20 protein-coding genes are annotated in these 25,206 nt (G+C 34.5%); 12 read left to right on the top strand and 8 right to left on the bottom strand.

The window, feature by feature from the left end; genetic code table 11:
• Position 1 precedes the first annotated feature (1 nt).
• The 6 genes from gtfA (at position 2) to JVV30_RS11900 (ending at position 6,345) form a co-directional block, all read left to right on the top strand.
• Positions 2-1,510 (top strand): accessory Sec system glycosyltransferase GtfA, encoded by a 1,509-nt coding sequence (gene gtfA / locus JVV30_RS11925; protein WP_070855331.1) that lies wholly within the window; start codon positions 2-4, stop codon positions 1,508-1,510.
• Positions 1,503-2,837, top strand: coding sequence for an accessory Sec system glycosylation chaperone GtfB (gene gtfB / locus JVV30_RS11920; protein ID WP_070855329.1), 1,335 nt, complete (start codon positions 1,503-1,505; stop codon positions 2,835-2,837). The genes gtfA and gtfB overlap by 8 nt, the downstream gene beginning before the upstream one ends.
• A gap of 718 nt (positions 2,838-3,555) precedes the next feature.
• A complete protein-coding gene (locus JVV30_RS11915; protein ID WP_239469371.1) occupies positions 3,556-4,416 on the top strand; it encodes a DUF4352 domain-containing protein in 861 nt (286 codons plus the stop codon).
• Between the two features lie 14 nt (positions 4,417-4,430).
• Positions 4,431-4,787: a hypothetical protein gene (locus JVV30_RS11910; protein ID WP_070855326.1), complete on the top strand. Its 357-nt coding sequence runs from the start codon at positions 4,431-4,433 to the stop codon at positions 4,785-4,787.
• 77 nt (positions 4,788-4,864) lie between these two features.
• On the top strand, positions 4,865-5,341 hold the full coding sequence (locus JVV30_RS11905) for a peptide-methionine (S)-S-oxide reductase (RefSeq protein WP_070855178.1): 477 nt from the start codon (positions 4,865-4,867) through the stop codon (positions 5,339-5,341).
• Positions 5,342-5,499: 158 nt separating this feature from the next.
• Positions 5,500-6,345: an SDR family oxidoreductase gene (locus tag JVV30_RS11900; RefSeq protein WP_204194298.1), complete on the top strand. Its 846-nt coding sequence runs from the start codon at positions 5,500-5,502 to the stop codon at positions 6,343-6,345.
• Positions 6,346-6,409: 64 nt separating this feature from the next.
• Here JVV30_RS11900 and JVV30_RS11895 read toward each other — a convergent pair whose 3' ends face one another.
• The gene (locus tag JVV30_RS11895; RefSeq protein WP_037538195.1) at positions 6,410-6,769 is read right to left on the bottom strand and encodes a DoxX family protein; all 360 of its coding nucleotides are present in this window, start codon (positions 6,767-6,769) and stop codon (positions 6,410-6,412) included.
• A gap of 18 nt (positions 6,770-6,787) precedes the next feature.
• Positions 6,788-7,840, bottom strand: coding sequence for an LLM class flavin-dependent oxidoreductase (locus JVV30_RS11890; RefSeq protein ID WP_070855180.1), 1,053 nt, complete (start codon positions 7,838-7,840; stop codon positions 6,788-6,790).
• Between the two features lie 240 nt (positions 7,841-8,080).
• On the opposite strand from JVV30_RS11890, the gene JVV30_RS11885 reads away from it, so the two are divergent.
• Positions 8,081-9,259 (top strand): MFS transporter, encoded by a 1,179-nt coding sequence (locus JVV30_RS11885; RefSeq protein WP_176747960.1) that lies wholly within the window; start codon positions 8,081-8,083, stop codon positions 9,257-9,259.
• A gap of 185 nt (positions 9,260-9,444) precedes the next feature.
• Entirely contained in the window at positions 9,445-9,618 is a 174-nt protein-coding gene (locus JVV30_RS11880) for a hypothetical protein (RefSeq protein ID WP_176747957.1), read from the top strand.
• 44 nt (positions 9,619-9,662) lie between these two features.
• Here the strand turns inward: JVV30_RS11880 and JVV30_RS11875 are convergent, their stop codons facing one another.
• The 5 genes from JVV30_RS11875 to JVV30_RS11855 all read right to left on the bottom strand — a co-directional run bounded on the left by JVV30_RS11875 (position 9,663) and on the right by JVV30_RS11855 (position 15,919).
• Positions 9,663-10,232 carry a TetR/AcrR family transcriptional regulator gene (locus JVV30_RS11875; protein WP_156305028.1) on the bottom strand — a complete coding sequence of 190 codons (570 nt, stop codon included), beginning with the start codon at positions 10,230-10,232 and terminating at the stop codon, positions 9,663-9,665.
• 358 nt (positions 10,233-10,590) lie between these two features.
• Positions 10,591-11,535, bottom strand: a complete 945-nt coding sequence (locus JVV30_RS11870; protein ID WP_070855183.1) for a glycine betaine ABC transporter substrate-binding protein — start codon at positions 11,533-11,535, stop codon at positions 10,591-10,593.
• Between the two features lie 24 nt (positions 11,536-11,559).
• Positions 11,560-14,244, bottom strand: a complete 2,685-nt coding sequence (locus JVV30_RS11865) for an MMPL family transporter (protein WP_070855184.1) — start codon at positions 14,242-14,244, stop codon at positions 11,560-11,562.
• 302 nt (positions 14,245-14,546) lie between these two features.
• Positions 14,547-14,714, bottom strand: a complete 168-nt coding sequence (locus JVV30_RS11860) for a hypothetical protein (protein WP_174841335.1) — start codon at positions 14,712-14,714, stop codon at positions 14,547-14,549.
• A 332-nt stretch (positions 14,715-15,046) separates the two neighbouring features.
• Positions 15,047-15,919 (bottom strand): LysR family transcriptional regulator, encoded by an 873-nt coding sequence (locus tag JVV30_RS11855; protein ID WP_070855185.1) that lies wholly within the window; start codon positions 15,917-15,919, stop codon positions 15,047-15,049.
• A 149-nt stretch (positions 15,920-16,068) separates the two neighbouring features.
• Between JVV30_RS11855 and JVV30_RS11850 the strand changes: the two genes are divergently transcribed.
• The 4 genes from JVV30_RS11850 to JVV30_RS11835 all read left to right on the top strand — a co-directional run bounded on the left by JVV30_RS11850 (position 16,069) and on the right by JVV30_RS11835 (position 22,706).
• The gene (locus JVV30_RS11850) at positions 16,069-16,680 is read left to right on the top strand and encodes a metallophosphoesterase (RefSeq protein ID WP_053029025.1); all 612 of its coding nucleotides are present in this window, start codon (positions 16,069-16,071) and stop codon (positions 16,678-16,680) included.
• 117 nt (positions 16,681-16,797) lie between these two features.
• Positions 16,798-18,876 carry an LPXTG cell wall anchor domain-containing protein gene (locus JVV30_RS11845; protein WP_070855186.1) on the top strand — a complete coding sequence of 693 codons (2,079 nt, stop codon included), beginning with the start codon at positions 16,798-16,800 and terminating at the stop codon, positions 18,874-18,876.
• 446 nt (positions 18,877-19,322) lie between these two features.
• Positions 19,323-20,897, top strand: coding sequence for a YfcC family protein (locus JVV30_RS11840; protein ID WP_053029023.1), 1,575 nt, complete (start codon positions 19,323-19,325; stop codon positions 20,895-20,897).
• 270 nt (positions 20,898-21,167) lie between these two features.
• Entirely contained in the window at positions 21,168-22,706 is a 1,539-nt protein-coding gene (locus tag JVV30_RS11835; RefSeq protein ID WP_075109179.1) for a PTS transporter subunit EIIC, read from the top strand.
• A 307-nt stretch (positions 22,707-23,013) separates the two neighbouring features.
• Here JVV30_RS11835 and JVV30_RS11830 read toward each other — a convergent pair whose 3' ends face one another.
• Positions 23,014-25,140 carry an amidase domain-containing protein gene (locus tag JVV30_RS11830; RefSeq protein WP_204194296.1) on the bottom strand — a complete coding sequence of 709 codons (2,127 nt, stop codon included), beginning with the start codon at positions 25,138-25,140 and terminating at the stop codon, positions 23,014-23,016.
• Positions 25,141-25,206 lie beyond the last annotated feature (66 nt).

The following is a 25,206-nucleotide window of genomic DNA, read 5'->3' as shown; positions in this document are numbered from 1 at the left end:
AGTGACAATATACAATATCAATTTTGGCATTGGATGGGCGAGCAGTGGTGTAGAATATGCTCAAGCTTATCGTGCTAAATTATTAAGAGCGGTCAATCAACCAGCTAAATTTATTTTTTTGGACTTTATTTCCGCAGAAAATATTCAAACGTTAACAGCCAATATCGGGTTTAAAGATGATGAAGTGATATGGTTGTATCAATATTTTAGTGATATTCCCATTGCACCAACAACGTATACCATTGATGATTTGATTAACGATTTAGGTAATCCTGTCACTGCCCAAACCATCACGGGTAAGACAATTCGTTTATACATTGGAAATGATAATTCATATGTGACTTGTTATTTAAAAAATGAAAATGACACAATTGTCGATCGTGCAGAATTTGTCATTAACGGTATGTTAGTGCGAAAGGATTACTATAGCTATGTACGTACATTCTCAGAGTATTATGCACCTTATGAAAATCGTGCCAAGTTATATAAGAGACAGTTTTATAATGAAGATGGTTCTATTGCTTATAAGGAACATATTGACGGAGAATCCAGTGTGTATATATTTGATGATGCACGTTTATACAGTAAACAAGCGTTTGTAGCTTATTTCATGGAGAAATTAAACTTAAGCGCGAATGATGTTGTCATTATCGATCGCTCAACTGAAGTGGGGCAAGCGATTTTGGAACATAAAGGACAAAGTAAAGTCGGCATCGTTGTGCATGCAGAACATTATAGTGACAATGCTACAGATGACCGTTATATTTTGTGGAATAATTATTATGAATATGTTTTTACGCAAGCACCTTATATTGATTTTTACATTACAGCAACAGACCTACAAAACCGGATTCTAACAGAACAATTCGAAACCTATACCGCACATCAACCTCGTGTTCGTACCATACCTGTTGGTAGCTTACATCAATTGAGTTATCCAAAGACGGAGAGAAAGCCATATTCAATGCTTACAGCTTCAAGATTAGCGAGTGAAAAGCATGTAGATTGGATAGCGCTAGCGGTCATTAAAGCTAAAAAAGAGGTACCACAGTTAACATTTGATATATATGGTCATGGAAACGAAAGAACGAAGATTGAAGACATTATTACGGAACATCAAGCGCAAGATTATATTCAGCTAAAAGGGCATGTGAAATTAGATGATATCTATGCCAACTATGATTTGTTTATGTCGGCATCAACAAGCGAAGGCTTTGGCTTAACGCTAATGGAAGCGGTAGGTTCAGGACTTGGAATGATAGGGTTTGATGTGAATTATGGTAATCCAACCTTTATTAAGCATGGTGAAAATGGCTACCTCATTCCTATCGATAGGGATAACCAAGATATCGAGGTTATTACTGATCATATGGCTGAGAAAATCGTGCAGTATTTTAATGATGGACCTAAGCAACCACATGATACGTCGTATACTATAGCAGAACCATTTAAAACCGAGTATATTACGCAAAAATGGCAAAATTTAATCGATGAGGTGCTATATGATTAATTTATTTGAAAAATATGATGAAGCATCACAAAAACTTCAACAATCACTTCAACTTGCAGGATTTCAGCATCAAACTATTGTGATGGACGATGATGGTTTTTTACCTGACGGCTTTATATCACCTTATCAATTTTTTGCAAATTACGAACATAAGGATAGTGATAAAGCAGCCTTTTTCAATGAAGTTCAAGTACCACCATTGTGGGAAATTAAAGGTAATCATGATCAAGCTGAAATTATAGATAACGGTCATGTTCGAGGTCGTATCTTTTATCGTGAACACTTTAAAAATAGAATCGTAAACTTTGTAGAATGGTTTGATACAAATGGTCAACTGCGGTCGGTTGATTTTTACAATAAAGCTGGCTTTAAATATGCGGAAACGATATATGATTTAAATAAAACGGCAATCTTGAAAACGTATGTGGATCGACAAGGCAATGAGGTATTATACGAGAACTTTGTCACTAATGATATCGTCTTAGATTGGCAAGGTCAGTCGCATTTCTTTGCGACGAAACAGGACTTTATCAGCTTCTTCTTAGAACAATTAGATGTTGATACATCAGACGTCTTTATTAATTCATTAGCGACACCTTTCTTTGTATTATACCAATCGAATCATATTGCAAATGCAGTGTTATTTTGGCAAGAACAGAGTCATGGAGATGTCCCGGGAAATATGAAGTTATTGTTAGATAATGGGCGCTTTCATGCAAGTGTAATTATCCCAGATCGTGTAGAGTTTGAAGATATTACATCCAATATTGCATCACACTACCGTCCATTGATTCGTGAAGCGGGTTATGTGTATGATTATCAGAAATCCAATCAATATACGAAACAAATACTCAATTTAACAAATTCTGATGATATTCCGAATTTGGAAAAGATCATACAGCAATGCAAAGATTATCAATTTCATATAGGTGCGATTACTGAAATGTCAGCTAAGTTAATGGACTTAGGCAAATATGATAACGTTAAACTCTATCCAACCATTACTCAAGAAAAAGTTCATCACTTATTCGCAACTTGCGATGTTTATTTAGATATCAATAAGGGTGGCGAAATTGTAAATGCCATTGAGCGTGCAATGCTTAATAATCAATTGATTATAGCTTATGATGAAACCGCACATCGCCGTGCATTTATTTCAGAAAAGAATATCACTCAGCAAAGTGAACCACAACATTTAATTGAAATATTGAACGAAGTCGCACAAGATAAAAAACAATTTAAACAACGTATTGTTGCGCAACAAGAGAAGAACAATAGCATTGATCAACGTACATTTAAAACGATAGTTAATGATGCGATAAAATAATTTTAAGAGAGAACTTTAGAGTTTCATACTTGTTGAAAAGCAAGCGGGGGTGGGACGACGAATTCAAAAGAATTCTGTCCCGCTCCCTTCCTATTTCTCTAGTAATCATATCCAGACACTTAATTTTAGTAATTGTGGAGGAAGTTTAACGAATCATTTCATATAATCCACCTTTATGTTTAATTGATTAGTATAAATGTTGGTATATAGAATAGCACGTATAATAAAAAGAATAATATAGGCAATTTAAAATTTGGGGAATAATCTTTGTCCCTTAACCACGAAAGTGTTTCGTATATGCCTGTTAAAAAAGCTATGGCCAAACTCAACATTGCAATGAGTAATAATACTGATGATATGATGCTAGTCATTCTTATACACTCCTTTTATCTCAATTTGTAATATCAGTCTAAAAAGTAATTCTGAAAAAGTTATGAATAAGCATCTATTTTTGGTTTGCAAAATTTTGTAACGCACTAATCTACTAAATTAATTAAATTAAATATAAAAAATATATTGCTTTTTGAGTTTTAAAATATAAAATAATATATGTAAATAGTATTCTTTTAATTTGCAAAAAAGATGAGGAGGCTAATATGAAAAGATTATTTTTTATAAGTATTATATTTTTAATTTTTTAGGAGGATGTTCTTTCAGCGACAATAAGGATGAGGCTGAGGGTGAAGAATCAAATAGCAAGGCAAAAGCTACGGACAAAATGAAGAAATTTAAAATAGGACAAGTTGTGAATGCTGATGGTGTAGATATCAAAGTTGTTAAAGCGGAATTTATTGATCATTACACTGACTACAATGCGCCTGAAAATGGCAAAGCCTTGAGAGTATACATAAAATTTAGAAATAATAATGATGATCAAGTTTTAATGGATAATACAGATTTTAGTATGAAAGTGAATAATGAGAATTATGAAGAATGGTATGGAAGCGAAGACATGCATGAAGGGTTCAGCCATCAATTGAATCATAATAACACGGCTTCAGGTTACATTACCTATGATGTACCCGATAGTGATCAATACACGTTAGAGTTAGATACAGTACCTAACTTCAATAAAATAAGAGGCCAATGGATTATCAATAAATCAGAAATTAAAAATTCAAATGGCACCAAAGATACTTCGGCTGACTCAACTACTGATGTTGAAGATGAGTCAGAATCAACCACTAATAATAAAACTAAAGATACAGATCAAGCTGATGTTGGTGTGACGTATCCAGCATATATGTATAATGCCTTAGTAGATGAATATAATTCACTTACTGACGGGGAAAAGATGAACCATGTCTCTAAAGATGTATTAGAAATTGAATATGATCAATTAGAGGCACGTGTAGAAGCATTATATGAAAAAGAAAATGCAAAAGCACAAAAGGAATATGAAAAAGCAATGCAAGCATATGAAGATCAATTGGCACAAGAAGAATATGAACAACAACAAGCTGAAGAAGCTGCCAATGAAGCATCAGAGTCTGATGGCAATTCAAGTGGACCTGGTTCTGATGAGCCATCAGTAGACAGTCATTCAGAAGATGTAACTTCTGAAGATGATGCAGCATAAAGAAGGAGACAACAATGGCGTATATAGACATGAATAAACCTAAACCAACGAATCGGATTTTAGAAATGATTTTAGGAATAACAGGAAGTATATTTGGTATTATTGGAGGATTAATAGCGCTAATACTTACAGACTATGATAGAAGGTATGGTTCTGAATTAACAGGATTAATGACTGTTGTAGCCACTAGTTCTATTATTTTATGTGCTATTACTTTAGCTCTGAGTTGTTTAATAAATAAAAGACGTATTTTAATTGGAATTATACTCATTATTGCTGCAATTATTCATATATATTTATTAGGATTTTTTGGTTACTTATCAGGCATTTTAATTATTGTTGCAGGAATCATTGCGTTAGTTAGAAAATAATTTGATGGAATAGAAGGAAACGATAACAAAGTTCCTTCTATTTTTTTATAATTAAGATTAGAAACGAGGTGCTAGAGATGGAAACAGTTTATATTGCAGGTGGATGTTTGTGGGGTGTTCAAGCATTTATTAAAACATTGCCGGGTGTCTTAACAACCGAAGCGGGACGTGCAAATGGGACCTCCCCGCAACGGAGTGACACATATGACGGTTATGCAGAATGTGTTAAAACGACGTTTGACCCTATGGTATTAACCATTACTGATTTAATGAATTACCTTTTCGAAATTATAGATCCGTATAGTATTAATAAACAAGGTGTAGATGAAGGACCAAAATATCGTACAGGGATATATAGTGAGAAGGCGGAACATCTTGAAGAAGCACGAAACTTCATTTCTAGTCGACCTGATAAGTCGCGTATTGCTGTGGAAGTATTACCTTTAAATAACTATGTTCCAAGTGCGGATGAACATCAAGACCGACTCGATAAACATCCAGAGGATATCTCATATTGTCATATTAGTCGTGAGATGTTGCAAAAATATCTTTAACTACGATCAAGTTTGCTCAAAATATTAAATTCTATAGCGTCCTTCAATATTTTTCGGAAAAGGTTATGCATAACAAAGCTTATTTAGGCAATATCATAACTATAGGAAATATAATAAAATAAGGATTATTTAAATATAAAGAGAAAGAAGCGGTAAATATGACTATTTTACTCACTGGGGCAACAGGCCATCTTGGTTCACTTATAACGGAACATGCCATTAAAGAACAGTTATCTGATTTCAATATTGGTATACGAAATCCAGATAAAATGCCAGCGCATTGGAAAGATAAAGTTAATGTTCGAGAGTTAGATTATTTTAATAAAGAAAGTATGGTTGAGGCATTTAAAGGTATTGATACAGTTGTGTTTATTCCAAGTATCATTCATCCATCATTTAAACGACTTCCAGAAGTCGAGAATTTAGTTAGTGCAGCTCAAGAAGCCAACGTTTCACACATCATGTTTATTGGTTATTATGCAGATCAACATAATAATCCATTTCATATGAGTCCATACTTTGGCTATGCGGAGCGTTTGCTAGCCTCTAGTGGCTTACATTATACGTATGTCAGAATGGCGATGTATATGGATCCGTTGAAACCTTATTTACCAGAACTTGCAAAAATGCATAAATTAATTTATCCAGTAGGAGAAGGGCGTATTAATTATATTTCAAGGGACGATATTGCCAGAGGAATTGTCGCGTTATTACAACAACCGGATAAGTTTGGACAGAGATATTTACTATCAGGTTATAGTTATTCTATGACAGAGTTAGCAGCAATACTTTCTGAAGCATCAGGGACTAAGATTGCGTACGATCCTGTTTCTTTTGACACATTTGCAGAAATGTACGATGAACCGAAAGGATTTGGCGCATTGCTAGCGTCAATGTACGATGCGGGCGCAAGAGGTTTACTTGACCAACATTCAGATGACTTTGAACAACTTGTTCATGATAAACCACAAACTTTCCCAGAATTTTTGAAAAGTGATCAATGAAAGAGCAAGGCGTGTGATGATTATCATCGCACGCCTTGCTCTCGCATTATATAGTTAAATGATATTATTTGTTATCGCAATCGAAAGTATCAGCGAAACTTAAAGCAGCTAAGCCTAATAAGTCTAAAGCGTGTTGAGCGCCTTCTTTACCATGGCCAGCTTCAAAGTGTTTGTAAGCAGCAACGCCTAATACACCGAAAGTAGCGATTGAACCTAAACGTGATAAGTTTTTGTTTAAGAAACTTGCAGCATAAAAAGCAGCAGCAGCAGCTTCTACAGTACCAGCTAATTTAACTGAACTTTCTGGTAAACCAAATACATTTTGGAATGTATCTTTCATTTCTTGGTCACCTTTTAATTTAGGTTTTGAAGCAGTGTATAATTCTTTAGCAAGTTTTAAGTTTGCAGCATAACGTAAAATCATAATTTAAAAATCTCCTTTTTATTTGTTTTCAAAGTATTTATCAACAATAGGTTTAACGCGTTCGCCAAATAGACGGATTGATTTCATTACATACGCATGAGGCATTGAGCCTACAGGTGTATGAATCATGAAACGGTTAAGACCTAAGGTTTCCACAGTATCAATAATCTTTTGGGCAACCGTTTCAGGACTACCCAGGTAGATTGCGCCGTGACTTCCTATTTCTCGTTCCAACATATTTTCATCAAAGCTAGGCCAACCACGTTCACGACCTAAAATGTCATGATGTGCTTTCAAAGAAGGGAAGAATTCTTTCTTAGCTTCTTCATCAGTTTCGGCGATGTAGCCCCATGAGTGCACCGATACAGATAATTCATCTGGATTATGACCGTATGATTCTGCAACGGATTTATAAATCTCAATATTACGTGTAAATCGTCTAGGATTACCACCAATAATCGCATACGTAATCGGCAATCCAAAGGCACCTGCTCTTAATGAGGATTCAGGTGTGCCACCAGTTGCAATGGAAATAGGTAATTTACCATGCTCGACACGAGGATATATACCTGTTGGGTCGAAACTTGGACGTAACTTACCTTCCCAACTTACGACTTCATGTTCGTTAATCTGTAATAACAGTTGCAATTTCTCATTAAATAAATCTTCGTAGTCATTTAAATTATAACCGAATAATGGAAAAGATTCGATGAATGACCCTCGACCAATCATAATTTCAGCACGCCCATTAGATACAGCATCTAATGTCGCATAGCGTTGATACACACGTACTGGGTCATCTGATGATAACACAGTTACTGCTGAAGATAATTTAATATGCTTCGTACGCGATGCTGCAGCAGCAAGCACAGTGACTGGATCTGATACAGCATAATCAGGACGATGATGTTCTCCTAATCCATATATATCTAAACCTAATTGATCTGCTAATTCAATTTCTTCAACAATATCGCGAATTCTTTGCGCATTTGACACGGCGGGTTGTGTACCATCAGGCATCACCATATCACCATTGTCTGCAAATGAAGTCAAACCTAATTCTATTTTCAACACGTCACCTCCATTGGTATAAAATTTATACTAGAATTGTAGCCCTTATTTCATGAATAGTCAATAGAAATGTTTCGAATTAGAGATTTTTTGTTTTTGAAAAGGGTGATGTATAAATTTATAAAATGCATGAACTTTAAAAGTATTTCGTCAATTTTAAGTGGTCTTTTGAAAAGTAGTCGAAAGTGTCATAATAGAAATGTTGTAGAAAACATTGAAGAAGGGAGAAGCAAAATGTCTATCCAAAAACCAATGAATTATAACAAAATAACAACCATATTTTTTATTGCTGGAATTATCGTTATGAGCAGTTTGTATACTGCTATCCCGTTAACGGCAGAATTTGCGAAAGACTTTAAAATTCCACAATCAATTGCAACGTTAAACGGTGTTGCATTTTCCATTACATACTCAGTGAGTTGTTTGTTTTATGGTACTATTTCAGAAAAATATGGACGTATTCGCACTATATTATTTGGTATTAGTGGGTTAGTGCTTATTTGCTTAGTTATAGGATTTGTACATTCTTTCACGATACTTGTTATTTTAAGAGCCATACAAGGCATATTTGCCGCTACCTTTTCACCCATATCTATCACATATGTCACAGAAACCTACGCGCCAGTCAAACGTATGACCGCAATCAGCTTTATTAGTACAAGTTTTATGCTATCCGGGATTATTGGTCAAAACTTAAGTGAAATTATCGTTGGCTTTTCTAATTGGCACATGGTTTATTTTACGTTAACGGTGCTTTATATTATCCTAGCTTTCGTTATTCTTAAACAAATTCCTGAAAGCCCAGTGAAAAATCCAAACATTCAATTACTTAAATTCTTTAATAATTTTAGTGACTTTAAGACAAATAAAGCAGTGCTACTATGTTATGGTGTGTCGCTAACTTTATTAACGATGTTTATTAGTATGTATACAGTGTTTAACAATTACGTCACGTCCGATACGATTGGTGGAAATGAAACGACTGCGATTAACGCTAAATTGTTCGGTATTATAGGTATGCTACTGTCACTTGTAGCGGGGCGTATTAGCGACCGCATTGGCGTTAAAAATCTTATCTTAGGTGCACTCATTGTGAGCACAGGTTCGCTTATCTTGATGTCTATGACAACGAATATCGTATTACTCATTTTTTGGAGTGTGCTATTTGTAAGTGGCATTGCCTTCGCAATCCCATCAACGATTTCTAAAGTAGGGTTAACCGTGAATGGTAACCAAGGCTTCTTTTTATCAGTTAATACATTTATTTTATTTTTAGGTACAGCGATTGCACCAATTTTAAGTATTGTGTTAAATGCGATTTCAAGCTTTACAATCCAGTTTAATATCATTGCCGTCATTGGCATTATAGCTATCATAATTGCTTTATGCCTGCCACGTAGGAAGAATGAAGTAAGGTAACATTGAGTAACCGCTCACTTTATTTCAATTTCAAACTAAATAAGTTCGATGTTGCTTACTCGTCTTATCGGCACAGCATAATTAGCAGGTAATCAATTTGTGAAAAAACAAAACTTTCAAACGTAGACGTAAAATTGTAATTAAATTGAATAGAACAGGGGATAACATAGTAAGAGGTGATTTTAGTGGATAGATCATTGTTGATTTCAAATGCAATAAATCTTATTTTGATGATAATACTTATTGTATTCAATGTGGTTAATATAGGTGTTTGGCCAATGGTCATACTAGCACTATTAATCGTTGCTAATAGTATCTTTATGGTTTATAAAACAACAGGAGATAGAAAACGGAAGTAATCAATTAAAAAGCAATCTCACGCCTGATTTGTGTGAGATTGCTTTTATTTATTATGGCAATTTAGAGATGTTTCAAGCACGTTGTTTAATGTTTCAAACACTTCTTCAACATTGTAATTGTAGTCATTTTCGACCCAACGGCGTAGCACTTCTATTACGCCACTACTATAAAAATCCGCCACAATTTCAGGATGTTTACTTTCTCTAATCTTTTGAGTGAGTAGATCATCTTTGTGATTTGAGGGGTTTAACATCATATCACGACTCACATTGGTTAAGCTTCTAAATACATCAGCTTGACGTGATGATACTAATAAATGCTTGAAAATCTTTTTATTATTGCCAATAAAGTATATAAAATCTTCAAACGACTCTGGTGTTGTAATATCGGCTGACGTGTCACCTTTAGCTATAATTTGTTGAGTAATGAAATCAGGTAGGGTGTAGAGTAAATCGTATTTATCTTGAAAGTATCTGTAGAACGTACTACGGTTAATCTCTGCAATATCGCAAATTTTTTGAACAGTGATTTCATCAAAGTGATAATCATGTAACAGTACAAACACAGTTTCATGAATATGTTTAATCATACGTTTTTGATTTGCTGACGGCATTATCTGATGCTCCTATATCTTTAATCTTGTCAGATAGCCTGACGTAATAAGAGTAATTTATCACAATAATCTTGATTTTTCCAAACATTGCAACTGATAGCACGTTTAAAATAGGTATAAAAAAAGAGTAAATAACGCGCGTCATACGCTTATTATTATAAGAGATTAAATATAAAAAGGGGAAGTGATACTGAGTTCAATATCACTTCCCCACAAGGATGATTAGAACTGAGTAATACTTGATTTAAGTACCTCTCAATTCAGTCAGCTACTACGACTATAGAATGTAGCTTTAATATATTTATATGGTTGATTAAACAAGTGTACCCCTTTGATTTAATGCTTCTCAACGCTCTGATTAGTTCGTTTCAATACCGTCTAACCATTCATCCACTTTATTATCATTGTCGTCCACGTAGTCTTTAGCAACTTGTTCTGGATTTTTATTATTAACAAAGATTTGTTTAGCTAATTTTTCTTCATCAGATTTACTCCAGTCATCTGCGATACGTGTTGCAATTGTATATGCAGCAGGATGTGCTTCTTCAAAGTCTTTGTTGAATACTAAATCAATATGTTGATTGTTATTACCGTAAATGTTGTCGGGATCTTTCAACATTTTAACGTCTAACTCTTTAGAGAACCAACTTGGTTCCATTGCTGTGAAGACAATTGGTTTTTGTTGTTTATAAGCGGATTGAATTTTTTTGAATTGTTCTTGGTCAGAGCTTTCTTTCAAGCTATATTTATCAAGATTGTCACTATCAAGTTCATCTTTCGTTTCTTTCATCACACCATTACGTGCATCTGTGCCTTGAATTGTCCAATCTACAGATTTACCGAAATCACTATCTTTTAAGTCACTAATTGAATCAATGTCTTGTACATATTTAGGCACTGCTAAGCCTACTGTTGCGTTATCAATTAAGTGTTTGTCATCATAAATAGTTAACTTACTTTTGAATTTATCGTAATAACTTTTATCAGTAGTAGGGAAGATACCTGATGCATGGAATGAATCAGCGTTCTCTGAGACAGCAGCATATAATGGACCGCTTGCTGTTACAGGTGTAGTCGTTACATCATAACCTGCTTTTTTCAATACTTCTGCTATCACTAGTGAACGTGGTGTGGAATTATCACTCGCGATATAGGGTATTTCGATTTCTTTATTACCAAGCGATGTTTGACTATCGTCAGATGAACCACTACCGCTACCACTATTACCACAAGCACTTAGCACTATGGCTAAGGCAAGTGTGGCTAGTAGTCCTATCACTTTCGAACTACGTCGTTTTAACATAACGTGTTTCCTCCTTTGTAATCATTAGTCTCTATATTCGTCATCGTGACGATGCTCAGATGGTCGGTTATATCTATCGTAAACACCTTTATTATTTTCACGAGCGTATAACATAAGCGCTTTAAATAATACATCTTGATCGATATTGCTATCAGTTAATTCTTTATAAAGATGAGTTGTTTTATCGAAATTTGAATTGTGCTCATGATGACGATCGTTGTATGGTTCATCATTGTTGTAACGATTTTCATCATGTCTATCGTATTTGTCTCGATCGCGACGCGCACGATCATTGTATTTATCATGCTGACTATAATCGCCATTTTGCGTGTAAAGTGACGCATAATCAATATCATCATATTGGTTATCATAGTAATGATGTTGGTGCGTGCGGTTGTCGTGATGATGACCTAAATGTACAGAACGATTATAATCTTCATCATTATAGTTGTGATTATCGTGGCGGCTACCATTTTGATAACGATGATCTTGTTTGTCTGGGCTAGCGTATTCACCATGTCTATCATTGTCATGACTTTTTTCAGAAGATGCATCTTGATGTTGATCTTCTTCTAAAGCTTTACCTTCTACATCAATATTTGGCAATACTGAACCTAACCATTTAGGTAGGTACCATGAAGCTTTGCCAAACAGTTTTGTTAACGCAGGAATCAATGTCATACGTACGACAAATGCGTCGAATAAGACACCAAATCCAAGTGCGATACCCATTGATTTGATTGCACTATCATCTTGGAAGACGAATGCAATGAACACACTGAACATGATGAGTGCTGCTGCTACGATAACAGGTCCACTTTCTTTAATACCGACGCGAATTGAATGGTCATTGTCACCCGTCTTGCTGTATTCTTCATGGACACGTGTCATTAAGAATAACTCGTAGTCGATGGCAAGTCCGAATAACAAGCCAATTGTGATCACTGGAAGGAATGCAAGTAATGGTCCTGTATTTTCAATTCCGAATAAGCCACCCATAAAGCCATTTTGAATAACTAATGTTGTGAAACCTAATGTAGCCATTAATGATAGGATGAATCCTAGTACTGCTTTTAACGGAACTAAGATTGAACGGAATACAATCATTAATAAGAAGAATGCTAATACAACAATAACGCCAGCGAATACTGGAATAGCGTTATTTAATTTTTCGGACATATCGATATTAATGACGCTTTGTCCTGAAATTTCTGTACTATAGTCATATTTTTCTTGAGCTTGACTGTGATAATCACGTAAGTCGTATACGAGATTTTCTGTAGACTGAGCGTTAGGTCCTTTTTCAGGAATAATTGTGAATAGTGCGTAATTGTTATTGTCAGTCAATTGCGCTTTTGACACGGTATCTACATTGTCGATATCTTCTAAATCGCTACGCATATTATTTAAGTCACGTTCGATAGTGTTTTTACTGCCACCATCTTTTGTATTAACTAACATAACGATTTGTCCGTTATAACCTTCACCAAAGTTATCTGAGATCAATTTATAAGCTTTATACTCTGATGAATCCGTTGGTTTTAAGCTGTCATCAGGAATACCTAAACGCATGCCACTGACTGGAATCGCAGCTAAAATTAAAATAATTAAACTCACAATCACTGCAATAACTGGTTTGCCTACAATAAATTTTGCCCAAGGGTGATCTTTAGGATCTTTACTTTTAGATGGTTTATCTTTAATTTTAATGCTCTTATGGAAGATACTAATCAGTGCAGGTAATAATGTTAATGCTGCTAATACTGCGAATAATACACTAATTGCTGAAGCGAATCCCATTACCGCTAAGAAATCAATGCCTACAAGTGATAATCCACAAACAGCAATCATAACGGTAAGACCAGCAAATATGACTGCACTACCTGCTGTGCCAACTGCAGTTGCAATAGCTTCTACAGTATCGACACCTTTTTTCTTAAGTTCTTTAAATCTGAATAGAATAAAGAGTGAGTAGTCAATACCAACAGCTAAACCAATCATTACGGCTAGTGTAAGTGTGAAGTTTGGAATATCAAAGATATAGGTTAATAACGCAATGATACCAACACTTGAACCTAAGCCGATGATTGCACTAATAATTGGCATACCCGCTGCAATCAGTGAACCAAATGTAATAAGTAAAATTACAAATGCTACGACGATACCAACAATTTCAGATGTACCACCAGGTTCGGCATTCATAGCGCCACCTTGTGTTTTCTCGATTTGAACATTATGGTTATCTGTTACATCTTTTAATTCTTTATCGATGATATGTTTAGATGAATCTTTTAATCCAGTTTGTGGAACGACGTAACTTACGTTAGCAATCGCAGTGTCACCTTCATCGTTAACTTGTCCAGTGTCGTATGGATTTGAGATGTTTTGGATGTAATCATCATTTTGTCTGATGTTATCTAGTGCATCTTCAATATCTTTCTTCGTATCTTTATTATTCAATCCATCATTCTTATTAGAATGAAAGACAATTTTCATCGAGGCTTTTTCACTATCCTGATGAAATTCTTTACTGATTTTGTCGTTTGTGTCTAATGACTTAAGGCCGTTCATAGTAATGTCACTATCAAACTTAGGTGAGTTGATCATTAAAGGCGTAATAATGACACCTAGAATGACAAGCCATCCTATGACACTTAGCCATTTGTTTTTAGCTATAAATTTTCCTAATTTATATAATAGCTTTGCCAAGACATTTCCCCCTATTTCATTATGATTTTATTTGCTTAACATGTAGATAGTGTGTTGATGAATTGTGAGCAAGGATGTTACATCGCCATCGTAAATTAAGCTTACTTAAAATGTTACATTTGATAATGTAACAAGTTATATCCTTGTTCGGTACCATTAAAAGTTTTATGACGTTGGAAAATGCAACACTTTGGAAGAAATGTTGGTGAAAATAGCATGATTTCATGGGGATAATAAAAAAACAGGTAACCGTTTGAAGCTGGTGTACCTGATGATGATAGGGTGTATGTATTAAGTTGTGGTTATTTTATTAAATCAAACAGGAGAAGTAATGCGCCAATTAATACGAAAATAACGCCTGGAATATAAATTTTTTCTCTAAGATCAATGTCACGCTGGTATGCAACAAATCGACTAATACCGATTAGAATAAGACCTAGGAGTAATAAGATGATGGAAAGAACGAGCATTAACATTGCCTCCTAATCAATAATATACAAAATAGCAAATTGATTAATATGAATATCTTTCATTCAAATCTATTATATTATGTGAACACATATTTTTATAGCAATTTATTAATATGATGTAAAATTGTTATTATTTTTTAGAATATTTATTAACAAACTTTATACTATCTTAATATTTTATAAATATAATAATAAACTGATTTTTCAAACTATAAGTATTTAAATTGAATGAATGAGTCATCAAGGAACATCGTCATCGGAATAGTACGTATATAAAAAAGCAATCACGTTAACAAAAGTCTAATCAACGTGATTGCTAAGGTATATGAAAGTTATTTAGTGTTATATATTAACGTAATAAAGTCTTGAATGATTGTAGTCAGATGTCTATCATTACGATAAACGAGTGATATATAACTTGTCGTTGGGGCGTTAGGCAATTGTTTACTAATAATATTAGGATGATGACGAATGGCATTTTCACTTACTAAACTTAAGTAATTGGAATCTTTAATCGTTGCTAGAATACTGCTAATACTATTTGTTTCCATATGGACATCTAAGTTGATAAAGTTCTTTTTTCGCCATTCATTAATACTGTCTCGAGTTGAACCACCGTTATGTATAATGAAACGATAGTTATTAATATCCTCAATCGTACATTGATTATGTTGAGCTAGCGGGTGACGTTTATCCATAGCAAGTACTAATGGGTTGTCGTGAAGACGTTTAACTTGTAGTTCACTTTCGTTAAACCCTTTTTCGGCTATGACAGCAATATCAATTTTACGGTTTTTGACTTGATCAATAATGACTGGTGCGGTATCTACCATTAAGTTAATGTCTATATTTGGATGTTCATGCATATAGTTTTTAAAGGTTGAGGGCAAAATACTATAAATCGGTGCATGACTAGCTCCCACTCTCAATGTACCTCGTTTAGATTGCTTAAAATCATCCATCATATCTGTTGTTTCTTCAATTAAATTAATCATTTTAGTCGCATTTCGATAAAGTAATTCTCCGGCTTCAGTCAGGTTGAAATGTTTACCTTTCTTGAAATAGAGTGGTAAACCGCATTCTTTACTTAAGTTTTTTAAATGAAATGTTACTGTTGGTTGTGTGATGCCGAGCTTTTCAGCGACGGCGTTTTCATTTTGTGCTTCAACGAAATGTTTAAAAATGTGTAATTGCTTTGTATTCATAAATTGATTCCCCAAAATATATATTTTGTTTATACTATTTCCTATAATAAATAAAGAATTTTGAGGACACGTTAATAATTTGTTTAAAGTTAGTTAAACAGTGGTTTTATATTAGTATGCATTTAGTAGTAGGTTAGGAGAGAAAGCATATGAAAGAAAGGATACTGGTGGTTTCTGATATTCATGGACATCGGAAAGCGCTTGTCTCTCTTTTAAAAGCAGTAAATTTTAATGCTAGAAAAGATCAACTGGTTTTAATGGGAGATTATGTTAATAATGGTCCTGACTCATTTGGTACTTTAAAGTTAGTGAAACGGTTAAAACGTCGAGGTGCACGCGCGTTAGCTGGAAACCATGAGATGCGTTGGTTGGAAAGTAAAGATAAAAAAATTAAACGATGGCATAAGTTTTTAAGAGAATTGTCTACGATTGAGGTTATCGATGATTACATATTTGCGCATGCTGGCATTGATACGTCAAAGCCTTTAAATAAACAAATCAAAGAATACACAACGGGGCATTATAATCACAATTTAAATAGAAACATCCCTAAAAATAAATACTTGATCCATGGTCATATCCCTAATTATCGCTATGGTCTTAAAAATGATGAGTTATATCAAAAGAAAAATATATTAGATATTGATACAGGTGCAGGTCATAATAAATTCTTATCGCTTATAGATTTAACGAATGCGTATCAATATTCTGTTAAGGTCACAGATATGAGTAGCATTAACACGAAACGTATTAAATTATAAACATTTGTGATTAGTCAAAAAAGAAAAGCTTGTATTAGATTTCAATAAACAGAAGTATAAGTTTTAAAATAAATGTTATATAATGTAGTGGAATATTAATAAAAAAGGGTGACATGCGTGGATAAGCATAAACAACATTCTAAATTCAGTTCGTACTTAAAAGTGTCATGTTCAGTATTGTTAATGAGTGGAACATTCGTAGGATATGGATTTACAAAGGATAGCTTTGCGCAATCAAATGACCATGCTAACAACGCTTCAAGTGAAGTGAAAACGGTTCAAGGCCAACTTGATTTAGCGATAGATAAAGCGAAGAAGAAAATTGATCGTTTAAAACACTTAAAAACGAACGAAATTAAAAGCTATAAACAAGATATTGAAGATGCACGTAACCAATTTGAAATAGATCAAATTGTAAGGGATGCACAAGCAGAAAATCATATATCTGATGAAGCAAGTACTGAAGAAGCGGATAACAACGAAACACCTTCAACGTCTAAACATTCGTTGGTAAATGAAGAAAATCAATTAGATGAATTAGATAAAATCATCACAGATTTAAATGCTTTATCTGAAAAGGTTGATACTCGTCAACAAAATGATGATTTGGAGTCAGAAGAAACAATTAATGATCATGAACAGTTAAGTAGTAATCAATCATCAACGTCTGGAGATTCAAACCATTTAGAAAAAGAAAGTGATGATACATCCGTCTTAGATAAATTAGACGATGTGAAAAATGATGTCGAATCAGTTAAAGACAATCAGCATACATCAGTGGAAGATACTGAAAAAGATATAGAATCTACGACGCGAGATACCCAATCAGCAGCATCTTCTTCAGAGAATACGGCACAATCTCATTCGGATGGACGTGTTATAAATGATGTTAAACATATGGATAAAGAGGATGTCACAAATCATCACGCAAACACGAATCATTCAGAAAATGATGCTCTTAACGCATTGAATGATAAGTTATCAGCTACTCAAAAAATTGACCAAGCTATTTCAAAAGTAGAAGGTGCACAAGACAATACAACTGAGCGATATAGTAATCGTAAACTTGAGCAATTAAGACAACTCGAACAACAAGTAAAACAAAACCAAAATTTGACAACTAAACAGAAACAAAATGTTGAAAATGATATAACAAACGTTCGACAAGATGTTAAAGCAAATAGAGATACAATTCTAGATCGCCTAGAACAATCGAAAGATAAACGAGCAACAGTTGACCAAATCATCGGAAGTGTCTTTAGTAAAAATGAGGCACAACATATAACCAAAGAGATTAATACTAAAGGTCAATCAGATAAGCAAATTACTGATCAAGTGATGAAACAGCTAGATCGTTTGAAAACGACGACAAGCGATGACATCTTAGCATCCATGTTTGACCAAGCACCAGATAAAGAAGCGTTAATTAAAACATTACTTTCAACGCGTTTAGGCAATAGTGAGGCATCACAAATTGCGAAGCGACTTGCTAAAGCACAACTGTCTAATTCAGAATTAGTCAATAAAGTGAAACAAGAAATCAATGCACAACGAACAGTGACTGCAGATGATATTCTGAAAGATGTTCTCGAAAAATCATCGGACCGTAAACAAACGATTGAAACGTTGTTAGCGACAAAGTTAAATCAGTCACAAGCAAAAGCATTGGCAGATATCATTGCTAGAGCGCAAACAGGTAAAGCAAACACGTTAGATTTAGTGAAGAATGCATTAAATAGTACTGCGAGCGATTTACTTCAACTACAAAATCAACTCGACAATGCCAAAAAGAACTTAAACTATATCTTAGCACCGATTACACAAAGACCATCATTACTTGACCGTATTAATGGTACTTCAAATCACCCTACATCTAACTCAAACCTTCTTAACCAAGGGTCTCATGTATTAGATGGATTAACTGGTGGCAGTCTATTAAATGGCCTTAATTCAGGCGGTCGTCTTTTAGATAATATTGAAGACATTCCTAATCCAGTACAAGGGTTATCTTTAGGACATTTAGGAAACGATGATGGCTTGTTAAGTGGCTTATTTGATGATGATGGTAATTTATCTTTACCTAATACTGGGGAAATAGTTAAGAAATCATGGTTACCGATAACCATGCTATTAGTGATAGCGGGTGGCACATTGATTTGGTTAGGTCGCCGCAAACGACAACACACAAAACATTAAATACAAACTTATATTGTAAGTTACATTGCACACGTAATGTAGCACAAACTAAACTGAGAAAGTGCTTATAGCAAGCTTTTCTCAGTTTTTTTATGATTATAAACGAATTTAATAGATCTATGAGGAATGTTGACTCTGACTTGTGTATTTCAATTATGAAAAGGTGAATCGAAAAAGAAAGCGCTTGCACATTTTGCCAAAAATAGCAAGCGAATTTCGAGAAATTATTGGTAAAGTTGTGTGAAATAATTATGAATTTATCTAAAATATTTACGCTTTTATATATATTCATATTGATTGTAAATTGCATTAGACATACACTAATAGTGGAAAAAGAAATTGATAATTTTTTCACAAAGTCACTTATTTGACATATTTCAACAAAGTATAAGTTTTAAATGTGTAAGCATTCTCATAGATAAAAATACTTGAAGGGGTTGAAACGCATGACACATACTAATGACGTAACTAACAGCACAAGCAAAGGACGGAAAAAACGATTCTCGCTTAAGATGCCCGGCGCATTTACAATTTTATTTATTTTAACTGTAATTGCGGTTATGGCAACGTGGATCATACCAGCTGGTGCTTATTCTAAGTTATCATATGATGGCGGTGCGCAAGAATTCAAAATTGTTGATGCGCATAATAAATCAAAAACAGTCCCTGGAACACAAGAGCAATTAGATAAATTAGGTGTAAAAATTGATGTAGACCAATTTAAATCAGGTGCCATCAATAAACCTATCTCAATTCCTGGAACATATGAACGATTAGATCAAAATCCTGCTGGACCAGACCAAATTACATCAAGTATGGTCAACGGTACGATTGAAGCCGTAGACGTAATGGTATTTATTCTCGTATTAGGTGGACTGATTGGTGTTGTACAAAAGAGTGGTTCATTCGAATCAGGACTCTTAGCACTGACTAAAAAAACAAAAGGTCATGAATTCTTACTTGTATTCATGGTATCTGTATTAATGGTATTAGGCGGTACGCTTTGTGGTATTGAAGAAGAAGCGGTAGCGTTTTATCCAATACTTGTTCCAATCTTTATTGCAATGGGATATGACTCAATTATATGTGTTGGGGCAATCTTCCTTGCGAGCTCTGTGGGTAGTACATTCTCAACTGTTAACCCATTCTCAGTTGTTATCGCATCAAATGCAGCGGGTACAACATTCGTTGACGGTTTATACTGGAGAATCGCGGGCTTAATCGTAGCTACAATATTCACAGTAGGTTATTTATACTGGTACGCTAAAAAAATCAAAAAAGATCCAAAAGCATCATATACTTATGAAGATAAAGCTAAATTCGAAAAACAATGGTCAGTTATTAATGATGATGGTGCTGAAAAACCATTTACATTACGCAAAAAAATCATTTTAATTTTATTCATTCTACCATTCCCAATCATGGTGTGGGGCGTTATGACACAAGGTTGGTGGTTCCCAATCATGGCCTCAATGTTCCTAGCATTTACGATTGTAATCATGCTAATGGTTGCATTAGGTAAAGATGGACTCGGCGAGAAAGTCGTCGTCGATGCATTTGTTGAAGGGGCATCAAGCTTGGTAGGGGTATCACTTATCATTGGCTTAGCACGTGGTATCAATATGATTATGAATGATGGCTTAATCTCAGATACAATCTTGAACTTCAGTTCATCACTTGTACAGGGTGTAAGTGGACCAATCTTCATTGTAATATTGTTGATTATCTTCTTCTTCCTAGGTTTCATTATTCCATCATCTTCTGGATTAGCAGTACTCGCAATGCCAATCTTTGCACCACTTGCTGATACAGTAGGAATTCCTAGATTTGTAATTGTTACAGCATATCAATTTGGTCAATATGCAATGCTCTTCTTAGCACCAACAGGATTGATTATGGCAACATTACAAATGTTAGACATGAAGTACTCTCATTGGTTGAAATTCGTATGGCCAGTCGTTGCCTTCGTATTCATCTTCGGTGGTGGCATGCTAATCACTCAAGTATTAATTTACTCTTAATAAATGAATTATGAAAATAGATACTGCCAACAAAGTTTTAACTTTGTTGGTAGTTTTTTTAGGTAGTTTTAATTAGCTGTCTTATAACATTGTTTAAAGAGTATATTGTTTGTAAATTTAAATATTTGTATAAAGTATGGACATAATTATGAAAATATTTTTCATTTTTAATTATAATATTGATTAAAATTTTCTTTAGTATTATATTTCTATTTAAGAAAGCGTTGTCATGCGAATTGAAGTTATTATATTTTAAGGGAGATAATTTAAATGAATAAGCTATTTGAGAAAGCACAACAATTTGGGAAATCGTTTATGCTACCAATTGCTATTTTACCCGCAGTAGGCCTATTGCTTGGAATTGGAGGAGCGTTGAGCAACCCTAATACTGTTAAAGCATATCCATTTTTAGATATTACACTATTGCAAAATATTTTTACGCTTATGTCTTCAGCCGGAAATATTGTCTTTCAGAACTTACCAGTAATATTTGCTATTGGTGTAGCTATAGGATTAGCACGTAGTGATAAGGGCACAGCAGGTTTAGCTGCACTAATCGGTTTTTTAATTATGAACGCGACTATGAATGGAATGTTACAAATTACAGACGATTTAGCTAAAACAACTGAATTAGCTCAAAAAGGTCAAAGTATGGTATTAGGTATCCAAACCATTGAAACGGGCGTATTTGGCGGTATCGTAACAGGAATTCTAACAGCCTATTTACATAATAAATTCAATAAAATAGAGTTACCTGCTTATTTAGGATTCTTTAGTGGATCTCGTTTTGTTCCAATTATTACAGCGGTTAGTTCAATTTTCTTAGGGGTAATAATGTTCTTTGTTTGGCCAACAGTACAAAGTTGGATCTTTAATGCTGGTGGATTAGTTGAAAAGACTGGAGCTATTGGAACCTTCTTCTTTGGATTTATATTACGTTTACTGGGTCCATTCGGTTTACACCATATTTTTTACTTGCCATTTTGGCAAACAGGACTTGGTGGTTCATTAGAAGTAAATGGACATATGGTACGAGGTACACAAAATATCTTTTTAGCTCAATTAGGCGATCCGAGCGTCACACATTATTTCTCTGGTATATCTAGATATATGTCTGGTCGATTTATAACAATGATGTTTGGACTATGTGGTGCAGCATTAGCTATCTATCACACTGCTAAACCAGAACATAAAAAGGTTGTTGGTGGGTTAATGCTATCAGCAGCATTGACTTCTTTCTTAACAGGTATAACTGAACCATTAGAATTTTCATTTTTATTTGTTGCACCCGTGTTATATTTAATTCATGCTTTTTTAGATGGTTTAGCATTTATGATGGCAGACATATTTAATATTACTGTGGGACAAACATTTAGTGGAGGATTCATAGACTATATACTATTCGGTGTACTGCAAGGTAATTCAAAAACGAATTACTTATGGGTTATACCAATCGGAATCGTCTGGTTCTGCTTATATTACATTATTTTTAGATTTTTAATTGTTAAATTTAATTTCAAAACCCCTGGACGAGAAGATAAAGCACAAGTTGAAAGTGTTGAAGTTACTGAACGTGCTGATACCATTATTAAAGGTTTAGGTGGAGCTACTAATATTGAAGAAGTAGACTGCTGTGCTACTAGACTTAGAGTAACTTTAAAAGATGGCTCATTATTAAATAAAGATACCTTAATGGCTACAGATGCTAAGGGAGTCATAATTCGTGGTAATGGCGCTCAAATTGTCTATGGGCCACATGTTACAACTATTAAAAATGAAGTCGAAGAAGTATTAGAGCAACAATCTTAAAACATTGATCTTATAAATATTTAGATAAGTAAAAAGGTAATTTCTATTGAAATAGTATAGAAATTACCTTTTAGTTGTTTTAAGACTAATAGTGGGATAATCACATAAATGAACATAAGTGCTCACACACTTGCGTAAATAGTTCTAAGATAGATGACGAAGTGTAGTTGTGTAGACTCCTAGTGGAAAAGAAAGTGTCGAGTGACTACAGGCACGAGCCTTTCCCACAGGAAAGCGAAACAACTTAAACGAGTGAATATCTATCTAAGAGCTATTTTACTTTAATATTACTCCATCCATTGCAACGTTATTTTGGTTCAATGTAATGTAAGGTTTCAGCTGTGTTTGCATCAATAGTGCGATATGACACGATGCCTAAACCTTTAACGTTAGATTCTGAAATGACGATTGAGCCATCACTGTTTACTTTTTCAACGAAAGCAACATGACCATATACGTCATGGGCGCCAGCTTGTCCTGCTTCAAAGACAACGGCACTATGAGTTGAAGGTGTTTGACTGACATCATAGTTATCACGTTCTGCGCGATTATCCCAATGATGTGCATCGCCCCAGTCACCACTGACTTGCTTACCAAATTGTTGCACACGTTCGTATACATACCAAGTACATTGACCTTGAGGATATGGTGAAGACGCATCCGTCACTTCGAATGATTTAAATCCACGACCTGAAGTATCTTTGCCACTCGATGTTTGTTTAGCATATTGATCTAAATCAGGCATTGTTTTCTTATCAAAATCTGTTAAGTGATAGTGCTTGATTAAACTGTTCAATTTAGTAGCATAGTTCGGATCCGTAGCATATGTACGACTCAAATGTTGTGTTGCATCACGATAATCTATAGCTTCACTCTTCCAGGTAGGTTTATAGATTGTGGCATTACCATCAATACCATGTTTAATTAAATCAGCATAATCTTCCAATGATGCCTTCGTATTTGGGTATTTTCGGAAACCGGCATTAATACTAAACATACTTTGATCACTGCCAGCTTCTAAAGTATTAAAGTTAACAGATTGTCCTTTATAACTCCCTTTAATTCCGAATAAATTATAATTTGGCGCTTGTGCTAAAGCACTATTACCTGAACTCGACTCAAGAATAGCCTGTGCAATCATAACTGAGGCATAAATATCTTTGTCTTGACCAATTTGATGTGCATCTTTAGCAATAGATTTAATAAAGTCACGTGTACCTTTATTTTCAACCACTGCTATGTCTCCGTCAGTTACCTCATTACCATTAAATTGAGGTAAGGTTTGGAAGAGACTCGTTGAACGTGTGTTGCTTTGTTTAAAGTCATCTTCAAATGATTGTGCAGGTGCTGTCTTATGTTCAAGTTCGTCTTTAGTTGGTAATTGTGGATTATTAGATGCCGTCGTATCATCATTATCTTGTTCATCTTTAGACGTGTCTGATGCATTATCTTTTTTAGATGATTCGAAATTGTGATGCGTCTTTTTAGCATCTTCACTGTATTGATCCAGTACAGAATCTAAAGCGGATTCAGTTAAAGACTTACTATCAGAAGATGAGGCATGATTAGCGTCATCATTAGTACGAGTACTTGCATCATCCGTAGTAGATTCATGTTGACGGTCAGTGTTAGCTACATCATGACTTGCTTGATGGTCTGTGTCATCATCTGTGGTATCAGAAACGAAATCATCAATAGCATCTAATGCTTTGCTCACGCTCGCATCATCTTTATTTTGACTAGCTGTTGATTGATGGTTCGTCGCCGTGTCATCTTGTTGTTGTGTTGAATGGTCTGTTTGATTAACTTGTTCATCGTTTGGCTTCACATCTTGATGGTCACGATGAGATGTGTCGGCATCGTGTTCATCTGTGATATGGTCGTCATCTGTTGCTTCACTAGAACTTGCGGGTTGCTCATAATCTGAAATATCACTGTCGAAATGGAATAGTGATGCAATTAAATTGGTTAAACTAAATCCATTTTGATATAAATCAGGATTTAAAAAGTTAGATGAAAACAAGCCGCTAGATTGTGCTTCGTCAAAAATAGGAGAAAGGGGTGTACGGTAAGTATCCTGTTTGTCTTCATCACGCGTTTGATGACTACGAGATACGTTTTTGTTGTCGTCATCCCTTTTTTCTGATGACGTATGTGTAGATTTATTTTGTTCTTTATTATTATGTTTCTTTGACGCTTCTTTAGTTGGTGTCTCTGAAGAGGGACGATCTGATTGTTTGTCATTTGATTCAGACGTTTCATTCGTATAGTTATCATCTACATCTTCAGTATCATAAGTTGCTTCTTTTGATGTAGTGGATGCTTGTGTCTTAGCATCTGCTTGTGTGTCTTCAGCATGGGCAATGCTAGTTGTAAATGTTGGTAATACTAGCGTTGTAGTTAAAAAATAGATGATAAATTTATGCTTCGACATGACGCGCTTTTCCTCCTATCAAATAAATTATGGTGGTATGCGAATATATCAGAATTTGATATAATA

The organism is Staphylococcus sp. GDY8P47P (assembly GCF_016892225.1).
In the GTDB taxonomy this organism is placed as follows: domain Bacteria; phylum Bacillota; class Bacilli; order Staphylococcales; family Staphylococcaceae; genus Staphylococcus; species Staphylococcus borealis.
This window is presented reverse-complemented; position numbering and strand designations above follow the sequence as displayed.